Origin of the sequence: Rhabdobacter roseus, from assembly GCF_014202275.1 — a bacterium.
GTDB lineage: Bacteria > Bacteroidota > Bacteroidia > Cytophagales > Spirosomataceae > Rhabdobacter > Rhabdobacter roseus.
In genome coordinates this window covers 88,756-106,462 of record NZ_JACHGF010000002.1, presented here as the reverse complement: position 1 = coordinate 106,462, position 17,707 = coordinate 88,756, and the positions used below count along the sequence as shown (strand labels likewise).

The 17,707-nt window shown below is 61.9% G+C and carries 12 protein-coding genes; 7 read left to right on the top strand and 5 right to left on the bottom strand.

The annotated features are described in order from the left end of the window. Window positions 1–9: 9 nt before the first annotated feature. From HNQ92_RS05405 to HNQ92_RS05395, 3 genes are all read right to left on the bottom strand, one after another. Window positions 10–1,260: a relaxase/mobilization nuclease domain-containing protein gene (locus HNQ92_RS05405; protein WP_184171982.1), complete on the bottom strand. Its 1,251-nt coding sequence runs from the start codon at window positions 1,258–1,260 to the stop codon at window positions 10–12. Further along, window positions 1,245–1,634, bottom strand: a complete 390-nt coding sequence (locus HNQ92_RS05400; protein ID WP_184171980.1) for a plasmid mobilization protein — start codon at window positions 1,632–1,634, stop codon at window positions 1,245–1,247. Before HNQ92_RS05400 ends, HNQ92_RS05405 begins: the two co-directional genes overlap by 16 nt. A 2,830-nt stretch (window positions 1,635–4,464) precedes the next feature. Then, on the bottom strand, window positions 4,465–5,592 hold the full coding sequence (locus HNQ92_RS05395) for a glycoside hydrolase family protein (RefSeq protein WP_184171979.1): 1,128 nt from the start codon (window positions 5,590–5,592) through the stop codon (window positions 4,465–4,467). A gap of 217 nt (window positions 5,593–5,809) precedes the next feature. On the opposite strand from HNQ92_RS05395, the gene HNQ92_RS05390 reads away from it, so the two are divergent. From HNQ92_RS05390 to HNQ92_RS05360, 7 genes are all read left to right on the top strand, one after another. Then, window positions 5,810–8,965: a lantibiotic dehydratase gene (locus HNQ92_RS05390; protein ID WP_184171977.1), complete on the top strand. Its 3,156-nt coding sequence runs from the start codon at window positions 5,810–5,812 to the stop codon at window positions 8,963–8,965. A gap of 121 nt (window positions 8,966–9,086) precedes the next feature. Further along, entirely contained in the window at window positions 9,087–9,866 is a 780-nt protein-coding gene (locus tag HNQ92_RS05385; RefSeq protein WP_184171975.1) for a LytR/AlgR family response regulator transcription factor, read from the top strand. A gap of 5 nt (window positions 9,867–9,871) precedes the next feature. Next, window positions 9,872–11,053 (top strand): sensor histidine kinase, encoded by a 1,182-nt coding sequence (locus tag HNQ92_RS05380; RefSeq protein WP_184171974.1) that lies wholly within the window; start codon window positions 9,872–9,874, stop codon window positions 11,051–11,053. 114 nt (window positions 11,054–11,167) lie between these two features. Next, window positions 11,168–11,308, top strand: a complete 141-nt coding sequence (locus tag HNQ92_RS05375) for a hypothetical protein (RefSeq protein WP_184171972.1) — start codon at window positions 11,168–11,170, stop codon at window positions 11,306–11,308. A 144-nt stretch (window positions 11,309–11,452) separates the two neighbouring features. Continuing rightward, window positions 11,453–12,676, top strand: a complete 1,224-nt coding sequence (locus HNQ92_RS05370) for a hypothetical protein (RefSeq protein ID WP_184171970.1) — start codon at window positions 11,453–11,455, stop codon at window positions 12,674–12,676. A gap of 2 nt (window positions 12,677–12,678) precedes the next feature. After that, window positions 12,679–13,626: a helix-turn-helix transcriptional regulator gene (locus tag HNQ92_RS05365; protein ID WP_184171968.1), complete on the top strand. Its 948-nt coding sequence runs from the start codon at window positions 12,679–12,681 to the stop codon at window positions 13,624–13,626. A gap of 718 nt (window positions 13,627–14,344) precedes the next feature. Then, on the top strand, window positions 14,345–14,644 hold the full coding sequence (locus tag HNQ92_RS05360; RefSeq protein WP_184171966.1) for a hypothetical protein: 300 nt from the start codon (window positions 14,345–14,347) through the stop codon (window positions 14,642–14,644). A gap of 75 nt (window positions 14,645–14,719) precedes the next feature. Here HNQ92_RS05360 and HNQ92_RS05355 read toward each other — a convergent pair whose 3' ends face one another. Beyond that, the gene (locus tag HNQ92_RS05355; RefSeq protein ID WP_184171964.1) at window positions 14,720–16,234 is read right to left on the bottom strand and encodes a TlpA family protein disulfide reductase; all 1,515 of its coding nucleotides are present in this window, start codon (window positions 16,232–16,234) and stop codon (window positions 14,720–14,722) included. 28 nt (window positions 16,235–16,262) lie between these two features. After that, complete coding sequence (locus HNQ92_RS05350; RefSeq protein ID WP_184171962.1) at window positions 16,263–17,696, bottom strand: RagB/SusD family nutrient uptake outer membrane protein; 1,434 nt, start codon at window positions 17,694–17,696, stop codon at window positions 16,263–16,265. Window positions 17,697–17,707: the final 11 nt, after the last annotated feature.

The following is a 17,707-nucleotide window of genomic DNA, read 5'->3' as shown; positions in this document are numbered from 1 at the left end:
GGTATCCGTTTAGGGTTGGCTAATTCTTCTTCGCTTTCGGGGCATTTTTTTCCGGAGGGGCCAGGGGACACCGGTCGGATCCGGCAGGGGCAGGGTAAGCGCTTCCAGAAGCCCGTCGTCCCGCGAACGATCTGTGAAGTCCGTGCCAGGCAGCCGGGGCGAGGACTCCTGGCTCGGCGGGGTCACCGAAACCCGGGGCGGCTGGGTCAAGGGCACCGACCCGCACCGGGCGCGAAGACCTTGGACCGTGTACGGCTTCCCCAACTCACTGCCGTTGAAGACACAGCGTGTCCGGTGATCCACGTAGGTCAGCCCGTAGACCCGTCCCTGGTCGTTGCTACGCTCCACCAGCCTGACGCCTTCGTGCTCCAACTGCCGGGACAGCGTGGCCCAGGTCGGCTTCTCGAGCAGGGCCAGATCAATGGTATTTTTAAGCCTTGCTCGGTAGTTTCGTTTGGTGGCCTGGTTTTCTGCAAACCGCCCGGAGAGGTACGTTAACGTGGGCTTAAACGAAAAAGCACTCGCCTTCATGGGCACCCCCACCGGATTCCCGGCGGCATCCAGGATGCGGTAGACCAGTCCTCCCTTTTGATAAAGGCGGGAATCTTCACTTCCCCGGTCGGCCCGGACCTGGTACTGGCGCAGCACCGCGTTGAGCTCCGGCAGGGAGCTGTACCGGTAGGTGGGCAAGACGTGCCGAAGCACCTGGCTCAGGGCTCGTTTGGTTTCCGCTTTCCCGTAGGCGGCGGGCTCGACCCGTACCGGCGGCGGCTCGTAGCCGAGCCGGGGGCGGTCTTCCGCTTTCACCAACCCGAACTGCGCCTGGATTTCCTTCCGGGCCTTTTCCGAGCGGATGCGACCAATGTTATGCAGGCTGATCCGACGGCCGTCCGCCCGGATATTGGTCGTGACCAGGTGGACGTGGGGGTGGGCCGCATCGTGGTGCTCGTAGAGCAAAAAGGGCTGGTCCGCAAAACCGATCTTGTCGAGGTAGAGGACGGCAATGTCCGTCAACCGTTCCGGCGGGAGGTTTTCACCGGGCGCAAAATTAAGGCTGATGTGCAGAACGTTGGCTTTGACCCGCGGGTTAAGGCTCATCCGCTGCTGAAGCCGGGCCCATTTTTCATGAAAGGTCAGTCCCGCGACCTCCTTTGGGTAGTAGCCGGCTTCGAGCAGGGTCGCCTCCTGCCGGGCCACTTTCCCTTCGTTGTACAGCAGGACCGCCCTCAGGTTTTTGCCGATGCCTATTCGCGCGACCATAGTCCCGCCAGGGTTTTCAGGTAGCTCCCGGCCCGTTCTACCTGCCGGCAAAGCTGCTCCCGCTGGGTTTCGTAGGTAAGTAGCCAAGCCTCGATCTGGTGCCCCCCCCGCAGGGTATGGAGCTTTTTGACGGCCTGGTTGAAGTTATGGCCCGCCGCCCGTAACTCCATCCGGAGGCGACCCAGTTCTTCGCCTATCCCGTCCAGCGATTGGTTCCGGTGGAGCACCGTGACGGGCTTGCCCAGGAGCTTTCGGCGGGCAAAGTCAGAAAGTTTCCGGTCCGTGGTCCGGGCATACTCCTGATGGAGGGAGGCGTACTCCTGCTCGGTGAGGCGCAGGTGCAGCCACCGATTACGGTTGTTTTCTGCTTTCATCACATAGCCATTTCGCGTTCAACCGGTCTACCAAGGCCAGGACCAGGCAGACTCCGAACGGTTAAGATAGCGGCGGCATTTCGTTTTTCCTATACCTCGCCGAATTTGATCCGGGTCACCTGGGCATTCGACCTAACTGAGCCCTCCCCGAAGGCTCCCTACGGCGAATCCCTTACGCTACCCCAGCCGCCGCTCCTGCGTGGTTCCCCAAGGGGCCATGGCAAACCCTAGCCACCCTCCCGATTAAGGTCTTTTCATACCCCTAATCCCTCCCTTCTCCCTAAGCCTCCCCGCCGCCCGAGTTCCGAGGGCACAACGGCGGGGCAAGATTCGGTTGGAGCACGGGCGGAGCGTGATACAACCGTACATCTTGCCGATTGCGCTTAAGGCAATCCGACCGACCAAATCAACGGATGTCCCGGGTGAATGGGTTCAGATCCGAAGCCTCCGGCCTTGGGGATTTGTCTACCGGGGCTTGGGCGGATATTGGGGTGCCTGTTGGTTTTCCGAGTGCGGCGATTGGATTGGCGGCTCGGCCGAAAGAGCCCCGGCGGTCAGCCATTCGTTCAGGTCCTTGTAGGACTGGTAAAGCCCGCTTTCGTCGCAGTATACGAAAGAACCCGCCAGCGCTTCCCTCCTGATGCGCCAACCGGTATCACCCCAGTCTAGATACAGGTGAACCCTTTGGTGCCGCTCCAGGAAAGGGCGGGCGCGGGAAAAAAGCGACGGAATTGGGAATGACGAAATCGCTCAGGTCATGCGGGGCAATCATCCGGTAGGAAAGAGAAGTCCATGAACCCTTCGAAGACCCTCACGGCAAGCGTGGTGATATCCTTGGGGGAGGTCCTGAGTTTAACAGTAGGCGTTCCGCAGCTCGAAGCCGCCCGAATCGTTGGGGAGGCCAAGGGCGTAGTAGCGTTGCTTATGGAGTCTATAGTGTACCTGTCATCCGAGGGCAGGGGCCGTAATCGGCTCTATCCGCTGCCCCCGGATTCGCACCGGGGGCTTAGCGGGTGGAGGGGAGGGGGCTCCCGCCGCGGGTGAGGAGAAAGATCGCCGTGTACCCGGTGGATAAAGGCCCCGACCGAGCAACCGTAGTAGCGGATGCCAAAGTCAATCACGTTACCGCTCGGCTGTTCCCCGTGATCGTACTACCGGTTAAGCCACCGGTTGATCTTAAAGGGAGGCGTTTTTTTCGATCGGAACGGGAGAATGGCACCAATAGTCGTGGCCTCTGACCTGGACGGGTTCGTACCCTAACCGGGACAGCTAGTGCACCATATCCCTCGGGCGTACCTGCTCGAGGGACGCCCGTGCGTGGCTGAATTCCATCATGCTTCTCGCTGACCTTCACTATTCCCTAAAAGGGTGTCTCAAAAGTAGGGAGCCCACCGGAAAACAACGATACCTCGTTCTATTGGCATGGGATGCTTCCCCTGATACGGAACGGATCGTGGGCGTTGGAACTGAGGCGGGACCGGGTCCCCGTCCGGGTCCTCAACGCCGTTATGATCCTGATGACACCGCCGTACCGCAAGAAGGAGGAGACGCTCACCGGGACCGGCAACGCAGCCAGGGTAACGTTTGAGAGGCGGCGGGAGGCCATTGGCGTCTTCGGCAAGCGCCCAAACGGCTGATGGACAATCTGGCCACGTGCCGGATCAACAAGCTCAACGAGGGCTACGTGCGGATGAGCAACCTACGGATGAATACGCCCCGGAAGGTGTAGGGAGAATAACCAAAAAAATTTATATTTGCATCTTATATGGTGTGGATATATGTCGGAAAGCCTGGGCGCCATGGTGCCCAGGCTTTTTCTTTTTTAAGCGGGACGTAAAAGAGATGGAGGTCCTTCAAGCGGTAGGAGAGTGAGCTCATGGGGCGTGCCTGTAACGTTGTAATTTGGAACTGCCCAGAGGCATCACCAAGCCAAAGGTAGCGAGCGCAACAAGAAGGTACAACCCCTAAAATAGGGGGTTGGTAGTAAATAGATATGGAAGGGTTACTGAGGTTTTTTCCCCTGAAGTAAACCCTTTTTGCCTTACTTTGTACTTGACTTCAGGAAGTTGAAGTTTTGTAACGTTGTCATTTGGATCACCCTGGTAACGCTTTCACCGGGGTGATTTTTTGGACTGATATTTGCGGATTGATTTGTGCAGCTGCTTCGGTAGCAGCATTAGTATAGTGTATATAATAGTTAAACCCCAACTGGAGTCCAGCTGGTTTTTTTGCCCTGGCACTCCCTTCCATAGCCGCTTTACTACACCGATGACTTTCACCCACACCAATTCTACGAGGTGAACGCAGGCCCTTTTTCGGGCTTGTGGTACCTGGAGGAAGGCCATTCCCAGCGCCGGTTGGACAGGATGCCGCCCTTCCTGGCCGCAGGCAAGGATCCCCTCGGCGATAGGAGCAAGTGCGGGATGGACCCACTGTCATCAAGGGGGAGGATCAGGGCGGAACCCGCGCGACGCAACAAATCAACGTCAATACCGGCCCCATAAAAGGCCTAAGCAGAAACAAGGAAACCCGCTCTACTCCAAGAAGGTACCCGATCCAGATTATTCACCAAACGTTGAGGATCCAGGTCGGGCTCAAAAGGCCCATTTTGACGGATGGCAAAGGGGAAGGGAAGTAGAATGCGGCGGTGAACGAAGGTGATAATGCGAGGGCTGCGGAGGCGTGAGCGGCGCTACCGTGAGGAAGCGCGCTCTGCCTGTTCAGTCTTGCGTAAGCAAAAGCCCGTTTCCGCTTCCAAAAATCCGAAAACACCGTGGGAGGTCGATACCCAGGTCTTGAAAAGGAGCCAAACCCCTTACCCGGACAGCCTCTAAATCAGCCAAATGAGTCGGTCAAAGTCAAGTTGTCCGGATGAGCGGATGAGGGTGGCTCCCACCCCCGAAAGAGCCTTCCCGTCACTTACTTCCCCCGGAGAAGGGGTATTCCCGTCCTCGTCCTGCTTGGTCTGACGGAGTAAGATGCGCTGGCATTGGCGGGCGGCCTCCCCGTAGAGCGCATTGTCCGTGAGGCGGTGGATACGCGCAAACGCCAGGGTTGCCCCCGCCACGCCCCCGCGGATTCCGGCGCGGGGAAGCTTCCGCCGGGAATCCTGGCAGCTATGCGCACAGTGCCGCAGCAGGGATTCGCCCAGCGCCTTCCACGCGGGGGTGTCAAACACGAGCCCGGCCCGGAGCAGGGCGTAGGCCGTACCCAGGTGACCTTCCGGTAGGGATACCCGCACGGTATGGCTTTGGGTCACCTTCAGACAGTGATCAATCAAGGCAATGGCTCCGGCGACCACCGAGCGGACTTTTCGGGGATCGGCAAAACCCAACTCCACCATCGCGGCCAACAGCAGCACCACCGAAGCCTGCCCGTAGGCCAGCGTCAGGTCCACGCCCGTTACCGTTTGGTGGCGGGTCGAAGGCCAGCAACACCCCAAAGGCGTCTTAAGGGTAAACACCGCCAGCCAGTCGGCCAGGCGCTCAAGGGTCGGCGCAAAACGCGCCGGATCGTAGCGGGCACGGTGTAGGAAGTACAGTCCGTAGCCAGCGGCACCGGTCGTAAAACCCGAAACGGCCCCGCGCCGGAGAGCCTGCTCCAGCCCCTGGTGCAGAAAGGCATCCACGTCCCCCAGAAAATAGCCGGGTTCCACCGCTAGCGCCCCCCCTTCAGCCAGGTAATGGACCACCGCTCCCAAGTCGCAGAAATCCCGGGGAATGACGAAGGATCGATCGGTATTGACGCAGGCACAGGCCCGGTCAAACTGGTCGGCGGACTCCCGGAGAAACGCTTCCTGGTCCGTATGCCTGGCGTACAGGTAATAGAATACGGCCTGGCCCAGGCAGCCGTAGTCCAGCCCAAACGAAGGCTCCCGGTGCCGCTGCGCCTGCATTCGCCGACAAACCCCCTCGATCTGGCCCAACGGGACGGGGTCGAAAACGGAAGAAATACCCATGTTGGTGGCATTTAATTAATCTCATAAAGCTTGCTTTACCCGCGTCAAATAGCAAATTTTTGATACGAACGCGGTAAAAAAAACGACGAAAGTTGCTTCGTCGCCCCCAGGGCCGCGCCGGTATCATTTCCGGGGCCCTTGGTCTAAAAAATGTGGAAAGGTGAACGCCATTTAAAAAATTTGCTCGTCGCCCTTTTTCCACGAAAATGTACCCGCCATGTCTCTGATCCCCGACGGCTTTTTCCTGCTTCGAAGGCCCCTGCTCCCCCTGGAAACCCTCCGGACTTTCCACGCCATGCAAAGTCCGGAGCTGGCGGAGCAACACCTGCTAACCCTATTTTCCGACCCTTGGCTCGCGGAAGCCCTCTTCCTCGCCTCGCCGGGTCTCTATGCCTCCTTCCGGGGCCTTCGCACCGACGGCCAACCAGACAAAAACCGACGGCAGGTGTTATCGGCCCTTACCCACTACCTCGTCCGCTTGTGCACGCGCGCCACCCCTTTCGGTCTATTTGCCGGGGTAGCCACCGGGACCCTATCCGGGCGGACCGTCCTGGAGCCCGCCGGCTCGGAAGCGTTCCGGCGCTACCGGCGGCTGGACCCGGCCGCCCTGCACGACCTGATCCGGAGGCTCGAAGCCAAGCCCACCATCCAGGCGCAATTGCGGTTTGAACTCAACTCCAGCCTGACCTTCGGGCAGGGGATCTACCGGTACACCGAACGGAAATACACCCACACGGGAACCCTCCACACGCTCACGGCGGTCGAGCCGGGACCGGAAGTGGAGCGCGCGATGCGCCGGGCCCAAGGGGGAGCAACCGCCCGGGAACTGGGGCAGGCCCTTGGGCCCGGCCTACCCCCGGCCCGGGCCAGGAAGCTGATTCGGGAATTGATCCAAGCCCAATTGCTCGAAAGCGAGTGGCGGTTCACGGTCACGGGCCGCGACCCTTTTGCGTCTCTCCGAGCGAAGCTCATGACCCTGAAAGGGGCGGGATCGGAGAAAAAATTGCTCAACCAGGTCCACCAGCTCCTGGAAGCAACCCAAGCCCCGCTGAACGCCGGTCTGCGCCTTCAGGCGTTGCTCGCCCCTTACATCCAAAATCCGGAGAACCGCCCGGTGGTCCAAACGGATCTGGTTTTGGCGGGACGGTGGTCGCTCAGCGCCCGGTGGGTGCAAGTCCTGGCCCGGGAGTTTGAAACGGTGCGGCCGCTGCTCGAAATGGGCCGCAGTCGGGAGTTGGACCAATTTCGGGACGCCTTTTTGCGCCGGTTTGAAGGCCAGGAGGTACCGTTGCCCGAAGCCCTGGATAGCACCGAGGGGATCGGGTACGGCCCGGTACGGCCCGGTAGTTGCGAGGAGCTCCCCCTGCTGGCAGACCTCGTCTTTCCCACCCGCCCCGAGCGGCCCTACCCCACGGAGGATGCCCTCGCGCGGCTACGGGAAAACCTGGCGGAAAGGGCCTGGCTGGAACCCACGCGGTGCGTAACGCTCACGGATGAGGATTGCGCCGGGATGACCCCTGCGGGGTGGGACCCGACGGGGTCCCACCCGGGCGACGGCCTGTACTGGCTGGGAAGCCTGCTAACCGATTCCCCAGAGGCCCTGGACCGGGGCGATTTTCGGTTTTTGGCCCGGGCGATGGGAGGGGCTTCGGGGCTGGAGCTGCTGGGCCGGTTCGGAGAGGCCGACCCCAGTCTGGCCGCGCAGCTGCGCGTGGCGGCCGCCACGCGCGCGCAGCAGGAGCCGGAGGTCGTTTTTGCCGAAATCGCCCATTTGCCCGAACCACGCCTGGGAAACCTCCTTCAGCGCCCGCACCTCACCGACTATGAGATCGTCTACCTGGGCGGTAGCCACCTGCCGCCCGAACGGCGCATTTCCCCCGCGGACCTGCTGGTCTCCGTCAGGGACAACCAGGTCCAGCTAAGGAGCCGACGGCTGGGCAAGCGGGTCATTCCCCGGCTGACGACGGCCCATAACTTCACCCAGGGCCTGCCGATGTACCGGTTCCTTTGCGACGTAGCCGGACAGGGTACCGGCTACGGCTGGCAGTGGGGCCACCTGGCGGAACGGGTATTTTTACCCCGGGTGCAGTACGGGCACTGGATCCTGGCCCGGGCCCGCTGGACCATCACCAAAAGCCACTTTCCCCGGTTGTTTCCTTCGGGCGTCGCCACGCCGGGAGCCGCCGCTCCGGGCGTCGCCACGGTCGCTCGCGAGGGCGAGTGGGCCCACGAATGGGAGGCGGTCCGTCAAAAGCTCGGCATTCCGCGTTACACCCAGTTCGTGGAGGGAGACCGGGAACTGCTGATCGACCACGATTCGGCCCGTTCCCGGGAGTCATTACACGCGCTGTTCCGGACCCAAGACCGGATCCGGCTGGTTGAATTTCCGGAATCGTCCACCGGGCTCTTAAACGGGTTCACCCACGAAATCGTGCTCCCCTTTAGGGAGGCAAAAAATACGCCGGGAGCCGCCGCGCCGAGCGTCGCCTCGCCGGGCGTCGCCACGCCGAGAAGCACTCCTTCGGGAGGCGCGGAAACCGTACAGCGCGATTTCCCCCCGGGGGGGGGTGGCTGGACCTACGTCAAAGTCTACTGCGGCCCCCAAACCGGAGACCGGTTGCTCCGGGAGCGAATCGGGCCGCTCATGCGGGCACTGGTCCGGGCGAAGTCGGTAGAAAAGTGGTTTTTTGTGCGGTATGCCGACCCCGAACCGCACCTCCGCATCCGGTTTTACCCGGCGGAAGCCCCCGAAGCCACCCGTGGGCTCACGCAGGAGCTGCACCGCGCGTGGGAGGAAGGCTGGCTCCATAGCATCCAGTACGATACCTACCGCCGGGAACTGGAACGGTACCCCGGTCTGCCCTACGAACGGACCGAATCCCTTTTTCACGCGGACAGTGAAGCGGTCATTTCCCTGCTGGATCTGACGGGCTGGCCCCGGTGGTTGCTGGGGCTGGCCGGGGCCGATCGGCTGCTAAACGACTGGGGGCTGGACCACGCAGCCCGGGGGACACTGGTGGAACGGGTCTTCGACGCTCTTTTCCGGGAGTTTCGGGGCGATACGGCCCTGAAAGGGCAGCTGGACGCCCACTACCGGCGGGACCGGCAGCGCATCGAATCCCTCCTGGCGGCAAGCGGCGGGCGGGTAGGGCGGGTAATAGCCCGGCGCTCAAGAGCGGTGCGTCGCGTCCGCCGGGGTCAGCAGGAACCGGCGGATCCGGCGGTGGTGGCCTCTCACCTGCACCTGTTCTTCAACCGGCTATTCCTGGCGCAGGCTCGGCAACAGGAATTGGTTCTTTCCTACTACCTAAAAAAATATTACCATTCCTACCCCAAACGCCCCCATTCCTCACCACCACGCCCCGCCAAGTAACCGATTAAGTAACTCTTTTTCTTGGCGTTTTGGGGTTTATTTCGTAGGTTGAAGGAAAAAAAATCCCACCACCCATCCCGCCGCTGTTGATCGGACTGGGGTTACATAACCTGCTGAGCCTATGAAAAAGGACCTCTTTTCTTCCTTGCGGTGTCTGGTCGTAGACGACGAACCCAAAGCGCAGCAGGCCCTAGCCCGGCTGATCAGCGAAATGTCGTGGCTCGAGCTGCTGGGGTGCTGCAGCAACGTCCCCCAGGCCCTGGAAATCATCGTCAACCACCGCCCCGATATTATCTTCCTGGACGTAGAAATGCCGGGGCTGACCGGCCTGGACCTGCTCAAATCGTTGCCCCCGCCCCGCCCCCACGTCATTCTGGTTACGGCCTACAAGGAGTACGCCCTGGATGCGTTCGAGTACGATGTCACGGATTTTTTGCTCAAACCCGTTTCCTGGCCCCGCTTTATCAAGACGATTTTAAAAATCAGTGTCAAACACCAGCCGCATTTCCCGGACGATCCCGTCGCGGGGGAAAGCGAAGACTCACCTGGCGAGCGCCGAGCGCCGGCCGGTACCGGTGCGGAGCGCCAGGGGTATGCCTGGCTTCGATCGGACAAAAAGTTTCACCGAATCCCCCACCAGCATATCTACGCCCTGGTGGCCCTGAAAGACTACGTCAAGATCTACTATACGGAGGGAATGCTCCTGGTTCGGGAAAACCTGGGCGGGATGGAAGAGCGGCTGCCGGACACGGACTTTGTGCGCATCCATCGTTCCTGCATCGTCAACCGCCATGCGGTTAAGACGATCGAGGGCAATATGGTCAAAATGATCGACGGCAGCGAGTACCTCATTGCCGATCGGCTCCGGCGGGAGATGATTCTAAGACTACTGACCCGCTAATGGCCATGCCCACAAGAACGTCCCAATTTAGCGCCTATCGTGGGCTGCTCTTTCCAACCAGTCCCCGGCACCGCGGGTTCGTGCACGTACTGTTCTGGACCTGCTTTATCCTGTACCACCTTCTCTTTTTCGTGCCCGCCTGGACCCAACAAAGGCCTTCTTCCGAGCTGCTCTGGGCCTATGGGCTCTACTATGCCCGTTTTATCCCCCTGTACTACCTCCTGGTGGTCGTATACCGGCTCGGCCCGAAGCCCCTCGGCAGCGTCGCCTGGCTGGGGGCGACCCTGGCCGTCGGCCTGGTGGCTATGCACCTAATTACGACGCTGCTTTACCAGAGCTACGCGCTGCTTTGGGGGCTGGAAAACCTCCCGCCGATTTTCGAATCAATCGGACAACGCTACCTAAAACCCTGGTCGCAGCGGGCGGGCGGGGATTGGCTGGTATTCATTTACGATCTCGTCGATTTTCAGCTTTTAATCCTGCCCATAGGCCTCCACATGATGAAACACGGGCTTCTGCGCGAACTGGAACAGATCCGGTGGCAGGAAGAAAAGGCTAAAACCGAGCTGAAAGCCCTCCGCTCCCTGCTGACCCCCCATTTCATTTTCAACATCTTCAACGCCACGGCGACGGAACTGGATTCCGTTTCCGGCCCCGGCGCGGCCTACCTTCACCAGGCCGCCGACCTGATTCGGTTCACCCTCTACGAGGCCGAGAAGGCTTTCATCCCCCTGGAAGAGGAGCACCACCTGATCCAACAGTACCTCGAATTGGAATCCATGCGCGCCGAGTTACGCACCGAGATTGCTTTTACCCACACGGGCCCCGTCCAGCCCCGCCACCGCGTTCCGACTCTGCTGCTGTTAACCTTGGTAGAAAATGCCTTCAAGCACAGTGTGCACGCCACCTACTTGCCTTCGTTTGTGGACATTACCAGTCGGGTCGAAAAAGACTGGCTGCATTTTACGGTCACCAACAGCGTCCCTCCTCCCGATTCTGGACCAGCCCCGGCGGGTTCGGGGCTGGGGTTGAGTACGATCCGTAGCACGTTGGAGCTGAAGTTTCCCGGCGAGCATCAGTTCGAAATCAGCCACGAGGAAGCGGTCTTTACCGTGCACATTTCGCTGCCTCTGGACCGGTACCCCACCGAGGAAATAGGCGCTGAGCCGGACAACGGACACGCTTAAAAGGGGCGTTCGTCTCATTTTGCGCCGCGTTCGTCTCAAAAATTTTCGGGCGGCCGTTCCTTGCCGTTGCTTTGTCCCCAGGTTCTTTTTTCTCCCCCTAAAACAGCAACGGTTATGAAAACGCCCATTACCCCCCAAAAGCGGTACCTGAAAACGTACGTGCTGGCGCGGCTGGAAAACCCAGCGGGTCGCGCCTCCGCCCAGGGAAAGCAGTCCATCACGACCAGCGGCACCATTTGCACCAAAGCGGGCTAATCGCGGTGCCCGGCCCGTCTCCTGGGCCGGGCACCAGTCCTGCTCCGTGATCGGGATAAGGCCGCCTATCCCGACAACCGGACCTTATGAAAGGGCCGGTAACGCTTTTGGGGTAGAGGTAGGGAATTATTCGTGCGTAAGGTTATGCAATACCCCCTTCAATGGCTGGACTTCGTGGTGACGGTGGCACTCAATCCCGCCCGGGATGATTTCCTCGCGCCCAGCCCGGCCGAGGCCGAAACAATCGCCGTCCGGGCGCGGGCCCACGCGCACCGGCAAAAAACGATCCTTAAACGCCTGGCTTTTACCCAGACGGACCCCAACAAGCTTCGGGCGCTGGTCCGGAGCTACCACAGCGGCCTGGTGATCCTGCTCGATCAGGTGTACGAAAACCGGACCCGGGGTCCAACCCATGCGGCTTTCCACCAATCGTGTCACGCCCTGTCCGACGCCCTGGCTGAATTGCTGGCGTTTCTCGACGAGCGACTGGGAGCGCTCATCGGGGACGAAGGGCGAGTCCCGGCGGCCTACCTGGCCGAAATCAAAGCGGCCCTGCACACCCGGGTCAAGGCCCTGGAAGGGCCACTACGGCAGCGGACCCGCGGCGGGGAGCTCGCCGGCCTTGTCCTGGAAGGCTTGTACGGATTTACCAGCCATCGCCCGAACGCCCAGGTATCCTTCCGGGAGGTATTTTATCACCAGGAACTGGTGGCCGAGCTCGAAAAGTGCCTGGTCGAAAAGAACCAGGCCCTCCGGTCCCCGAGCGGAGGCTCCCGGGGCGGAGGCTCCCGGGGCGGAGGCTCCCGGGGCGGATGGTCGGAACATCTGGTGGAACGGCTGGTTTACCTGAACTTCAACAGCCGGGCCTTCTTGCGGTACTATACGGCGGGCATAGCCCGGGAAGTGCAGGCGCAGGCCAGCGAGTCGGAACAGCTCGACCGCTTGCTCCTTCGCTTCAAACAGTTTCAGCAGCTGCACCGGAAACCCCGGGTCCGCCTTGATCCGGGCCTGGACGACGTCACCACGGTGATGGACCGCTGGTTTACCGCCGAGATCGCTTACCTGAAAAGCAAGGCGGGCGGGGAGACGCCCCCGCCAATCCCCGGGGAGGCTACCCTCCGGGCCACGGTGGGCCTGACGGTGGACCAGACGGCGGTGGCCGTCCGGGCGCTGGTGGACACCGAGATCCTCCAGGTCCGCTCGGTGGCCCAGGCCTTCCGGCTGCTGGTGCCCCACCTTTCCACCCAGCACCGGAAAACCCTCTCCTGGAACAGCATGCGGAGGAAGGCCTACGAGGTGGAGGACCGGGACAAGCAGGTCGTCGTGGCCGTGCTGGAAAAAGCCATTCGTACCATTAAGAACTATTGAACATGGACCTTCCGTGGGACATCCGGTTATCCGAAGCCATCACCGCCCACGCCACGGTCACGAGGGAGCCCGCCCCCCATCCCGACCAAGATCCCGCCGAACTCATCCGCTGGCCGGACGGACAGCTGCGCCGCCAAACCCGGCAGGGCCCCGGGTACCGCCTCCGGCACCTGGAACTGGAGACGAGCCGGGACGGGAGGTTGACCTTTCACCGGCACACCTTCGGTATCTACCTTTGGTATGTGATCAGGGGGAGCCTGCATGGACCCGAAGAAGCGAAAGGCGGCCTGGACCTGACCCCAGGTAGGCTCTTGACCTGGTACGCCCCGGCCGGGGAAAGCCCAGTGCGGTACGGGGCGGGCAACCTGGAGTGGGTGGTACTGCACCTGGACGAGCCCGCGCTACGGGCCGGGTACGGGCAGATTCCGGCCTTCCGCCCCGCCCTGCTGGCCTACGCGCTAGGGAGTCTCCACTCCCACCTCCGACCGGCCTCCGTCCAATCCCCTGCCCCTGATGGCTGGGAACGCATCCTCCGCCCCCCGGACCCGCCCCCCCTAACCCGGATCCTGGAAGCGCTGGGGATTCGGCAAGAGGCCCCCGAAAAGGAACCGGACGTGGCCAATCGGGTCCAGGAAGCACTCCGGACCCAGGTCCGGACGAGCCCCCTGCCGACCATCCAGGAGTTGGCCGACGCCCTGGGCCTGCACCCCGACACCCTGGCGCGGAAGTTTCAGCAAGCCTATGGGATTCCGTTGAAGCAGTACCTGCTCCACCTCAAGATGGAGGAAGCCTGGCGCTTGCTGACGGAAGAGCAACGAACGGTCCGTGCCGTTTCCCAGCGGCTGGGCTACAGCCATCCGGCGGGCTTCAGTGCCCGGTTCAGGCGGTACTTTGGCCTCAGCCCCCAAGCCGTGAAGGCGGACCACGGCCCGCCACCGCCCGAGCGGTAGGAAGTATCGGAAAAGTGTATGCTTCGCGTCGGAAAAGAGTAGCCCCCCTTTTTTGCATTTGGCGCAGCTTGTACGGAGCTTTGGCAAGGCGCTCGAAAACAATACGTTGCCGCCTAAAAGGCCGTACTACTAGGGGGCTAGTCGTCCCGTTGCCTTCCGGTACCCCACTGCCCGGATGGCGTCATGCGAGCCCACGGCTGAGAAACGCTCCCGCTTACGGGCAACCTATATATCGTCAGTGCGGGCTAAGGATTTTCTCAGTTGGTATCATCCTGTGCGGGTTTTACCCTAGAGAATTGGCCGGTTTTCTATCATCAGGCCACCACGTTATGGTTCATGGAAATCCAAAGGACTGGTCGTATGATAGAAAATCGGCCCGAAGATGTCATGAAAAACGCGAAGCGGTGACCTGGGCTCTTATCCCAATGCCCATGATATACCTTGGTGTTTAGCCAGGCCACCCTGTGCGGGCCACCCTGTGCGGGCCACCCTACGCACCGCCGGGTAGCCCACGATCTCCTAAGCTTGCTTTTACCATACTCCTAAGCCTAAACAGTCTCCTTTTTCACCAAACCGCCCCACCATCCCTATGACCTAGCCCCTTTACCGTCTAAGCCGCCCAGGGAGCCGTCCAGGACAGCTCCCCTACCGCCAGGAAGTAGGCCGAAAACCTGAAAAAAGAGTAGGCGTATCGTTTCAAAACAAAAACCAGTCGATCATGAACCGTTTCGTTAAATCCCAAGGGGTATCCCTGTTGGCCCTGCTCCTGAGCGGTGGCCTGTTGGTAGCGATGAATACCAGCCGACCCACCACGCAAGCGGCGGCCTTTGCCTTTTACTCCGTAGCCTCGGAGGACGATGACTACTACTACATCGGAACACCCCCTACCACGGGCTGTGACGAACCCGGGGACCGGGCCTGCCAGGTGTATTCGCCCGCCGTCGCGCCGGATGGCCAACAGAGGATTCCTAAAAATGCGCAGGAGCTTTCGGTGACCGTCTCCCGGGCGAATCCGTAAGCAGAAATCCCGCCCGGCCCCCTGGTCGAAAGCGCCGTACCGACGGCGCTTTTCGGCCTGGGGGCCGGGCTAGCCTTACCGCTCGCTTTTGACCGCTTGCAGGCTCCTGACCAGGGCTTCCGCGGTACGAATATCCTCCGCCAGGCCATTTTCATAGAGCTGGTGGATTTTCCCCTCCCGCGTCACCACCATCAGCTTGGGAACACCCTCCCACCGGTACTGCCGGGTCCAGGTGTGGTCCAGGCCCTGCCCCTCGGTGTAGAGGTTGACGGCCCGCGCCGACGTATAGGTCCCCGACGCCACACTCTTGCGCCACAGCGCCTCGCTCCGGTCGACGGATAGGGACACGAAGACGATGTCGGTTTCCGCTTTCAGCGCTTCTTTGGCCGGTTTTAACACCTGCCGGTAGTAGGCCGCACAGGCCCCACAGCCCGTGAACCAGGCGTCCAGGAAGACGACCTTGCCCCTCAGATCCGCTAACCGAACCCGGTTCCCCGCCAGGTCCGGTAGCTCGAAATCCAGCACGGGCATCCCGGGCAAACGCACCACTACCTCCCGCAGGGCCTGCTGGCAGGCCGCATCGGTCATCTGCCCGCGTACCCTTTGGTAGTCCCGGACCAAATCCCGCCCCTCGGTATTTTGAAGGAATAGGTTCAGCCACAACCGATCCCGAAAACCTCCTTCGTACCGGGTCGCCACGGCTTCCAGCAGGTCAAACGGGTCCCCGCCCAGCGCGGCCAGGTGAGCCTCGAACCGCAGGCGCTCGAACTGGTAGTGGATCAAGGCGCGGGAATGGTAGGCCACCGGGCCGGGAATCGCTCCGGCCAGGGAATCGAGCGGGGACATGAGCTGCCGGGCCAGCACGTCCCGGCACCATCCCGAATCCCGGGACGTTTCGCCCAGGCTTTTGAGCCGGGCAAATCGCTCGCTTTGCCCGCCGACCAGGTCCGCCCGGAAGAGGTCGTAGTGAAAATCATCCAGCGCCGCCCGCTGGCTTTGCAGGGTATCCAGCGCCGCCCGTATCTGGGACCAGGAAGCCATCTCCTGGTAGTCCAGCGTCAAGCGCTCCGCCGGACGGGCGGTGGGCGCCTGGAGGTAGGTGCGGTACACCCGGAGCCAGGCGTTGTATTTGGCGGCCCCTTTGCCCCGAAAGGTATACGCGTAATCGTACATCGGACTACCGATCGGCTTCCCGGCCTGCCTTTTTTGAATGAGCAGGGTTAGGCTATCCCCCGCTTCCCAGTAAAAGGCCGGGGTCAAGGGCAGGTACGCATACCGATCCTCCCAGATACTCCCGGCCGCCGGACGGATGTGCAGGGAAAATTGCCCGCGGGCCTGCGGAAACCTCCCCGCATACACGAAAGTGCGCGGACCACTTCTTTTTAAACACAGCATATCTGCTTCCGGGGTGGCCTGGGGCAGGGTTGTATGGCGGAATCGCACAAACAGGGAGTCGACCGCCAGGCGCTCCTCCACCTCCACCGTCAGGGTCAAGGCGGGGCGATCGCCCCGGGCCGTCGAGGCCATGAGGCTGGCGGCCAGCAGAATGCCCAGGCGGCAGAGCAGGTCGATGATTTTTTTGGTTTTCATGCTCGTCACGTTTATATAGTGGAAAGGTTTAGCGCGGGTTTTGGGCAATCCCGCTCAGCTGAATTTCCAGGTCCGGCAGCGGGAAAACGTAGCGCGGATCGTTGGGAGGCAGTTGGTAGGTCATTCCGTTGGCCCGGCGCTCCAGGGAGAGGGCCCGGTCGGGCTCCCGGTTGAGCCGACGCAGGTCTTCCCAGCGGAGCTGACCGGTGAAGGCCAGTTCCTTGCGCCGCTCGGTCAGGATCCACTGCAGGGCCAGGTCGGGGTCCGCGCTGCTGCGGGGGGTATAGGTACCGGCGCGGTAGCGGTGTTGCAGCAGCCCGTTGAGCGCCTCCAGGGCCCGGGGTACCTCCCCCAGCCGGGCGAGGCATTCGGCCCGGATCAGGTACAGCTCGTTGAGGGCAATCCCGGCAAAGGCGTTGGATGTACCCGTATATCGGCCCACCACTTCGGCCCGGCCGTTGGCGTGGGTCCGAAAAAAGAGGTGCTTCCGCAAATCATCGTCTTCGTAGGAGGCGTACAGGCCGGGCTCGACGAAGGCCGCCCCCGCGTTGGGGTTGGTGGTCGACAAGGGCGAACCCTCGGCGTAAAAGAGGATTTCCGGATGGGGCTTTTCGACCGAAAAGGCCGGAAACCGAAAGGTACTGGTGGGTTGCACCAAGTCCGCCTGGTAGTCCAGGAGGGTCGCTGCGGTGCCCCCGAGGGCCAGCTCGGCGTAGTGGAGCGCTTCCGCATAGGCCCCCATCACCAGGTACACCTTAGCCAGCAAGGCCTGCGCCGCCCCCCGCGAAGCGCGGGTGGGATACAGCGGCCGGACCGGCAGCAGGTCCGCCGCCGTTTGGGCATCCTGCAGCAACTGCTCGTAGGTCTGCTGCACGGTCGAACGCGGCACGGCCACGTTCGGGTCCGGGCTCATCCGTAGCTGCAGGCCCGCCTCCCGGTCGGCCGTCGCCGGATCGTAGGGCGGGCAAAACAGTTGCGACAGCTGGTAGGTAGAAAAAGCCCGCAGGAACAGGGCCTGCCCTTGGAGGTGGTCGGCCTGGGCCCGGTCCGCCGCCGTCCGTACGGCCGCCCCGAGCCTTTCCAGGACCACGTTGCCGTAGCCGATCTTCACGTAGGGGTTGGCAAATTCCCCGGCCGCGGCCCCTTCGTAGACATCCTTCGCCCAGACGTAGGCGTTACGCTCGGCGGGAGAGATCGCGTTCAGCCGGTCGTCGGGCACCACCAGGTGGTCGGCGCTTACCTGGCCCAGCAGCGGGTAGCCCTGGTTGAAAACGAGGGTGTTGTCCAGCAGCGCCTGCAGATCCAGCAGGGTTTCGGGGAGCACATCCGCCCGGTCGCGCTTCACGTCGAGCCAGGCGTCGAAGGGCTGGCAGGAAAGAGCCCCCACGGCCAGCAGCAGGGCCCACAGGCGGAGCGCCGCCCGACGGACCGTCCAAAGGGTAGTATTTGTTTGATCACGCATGGGTATCGACG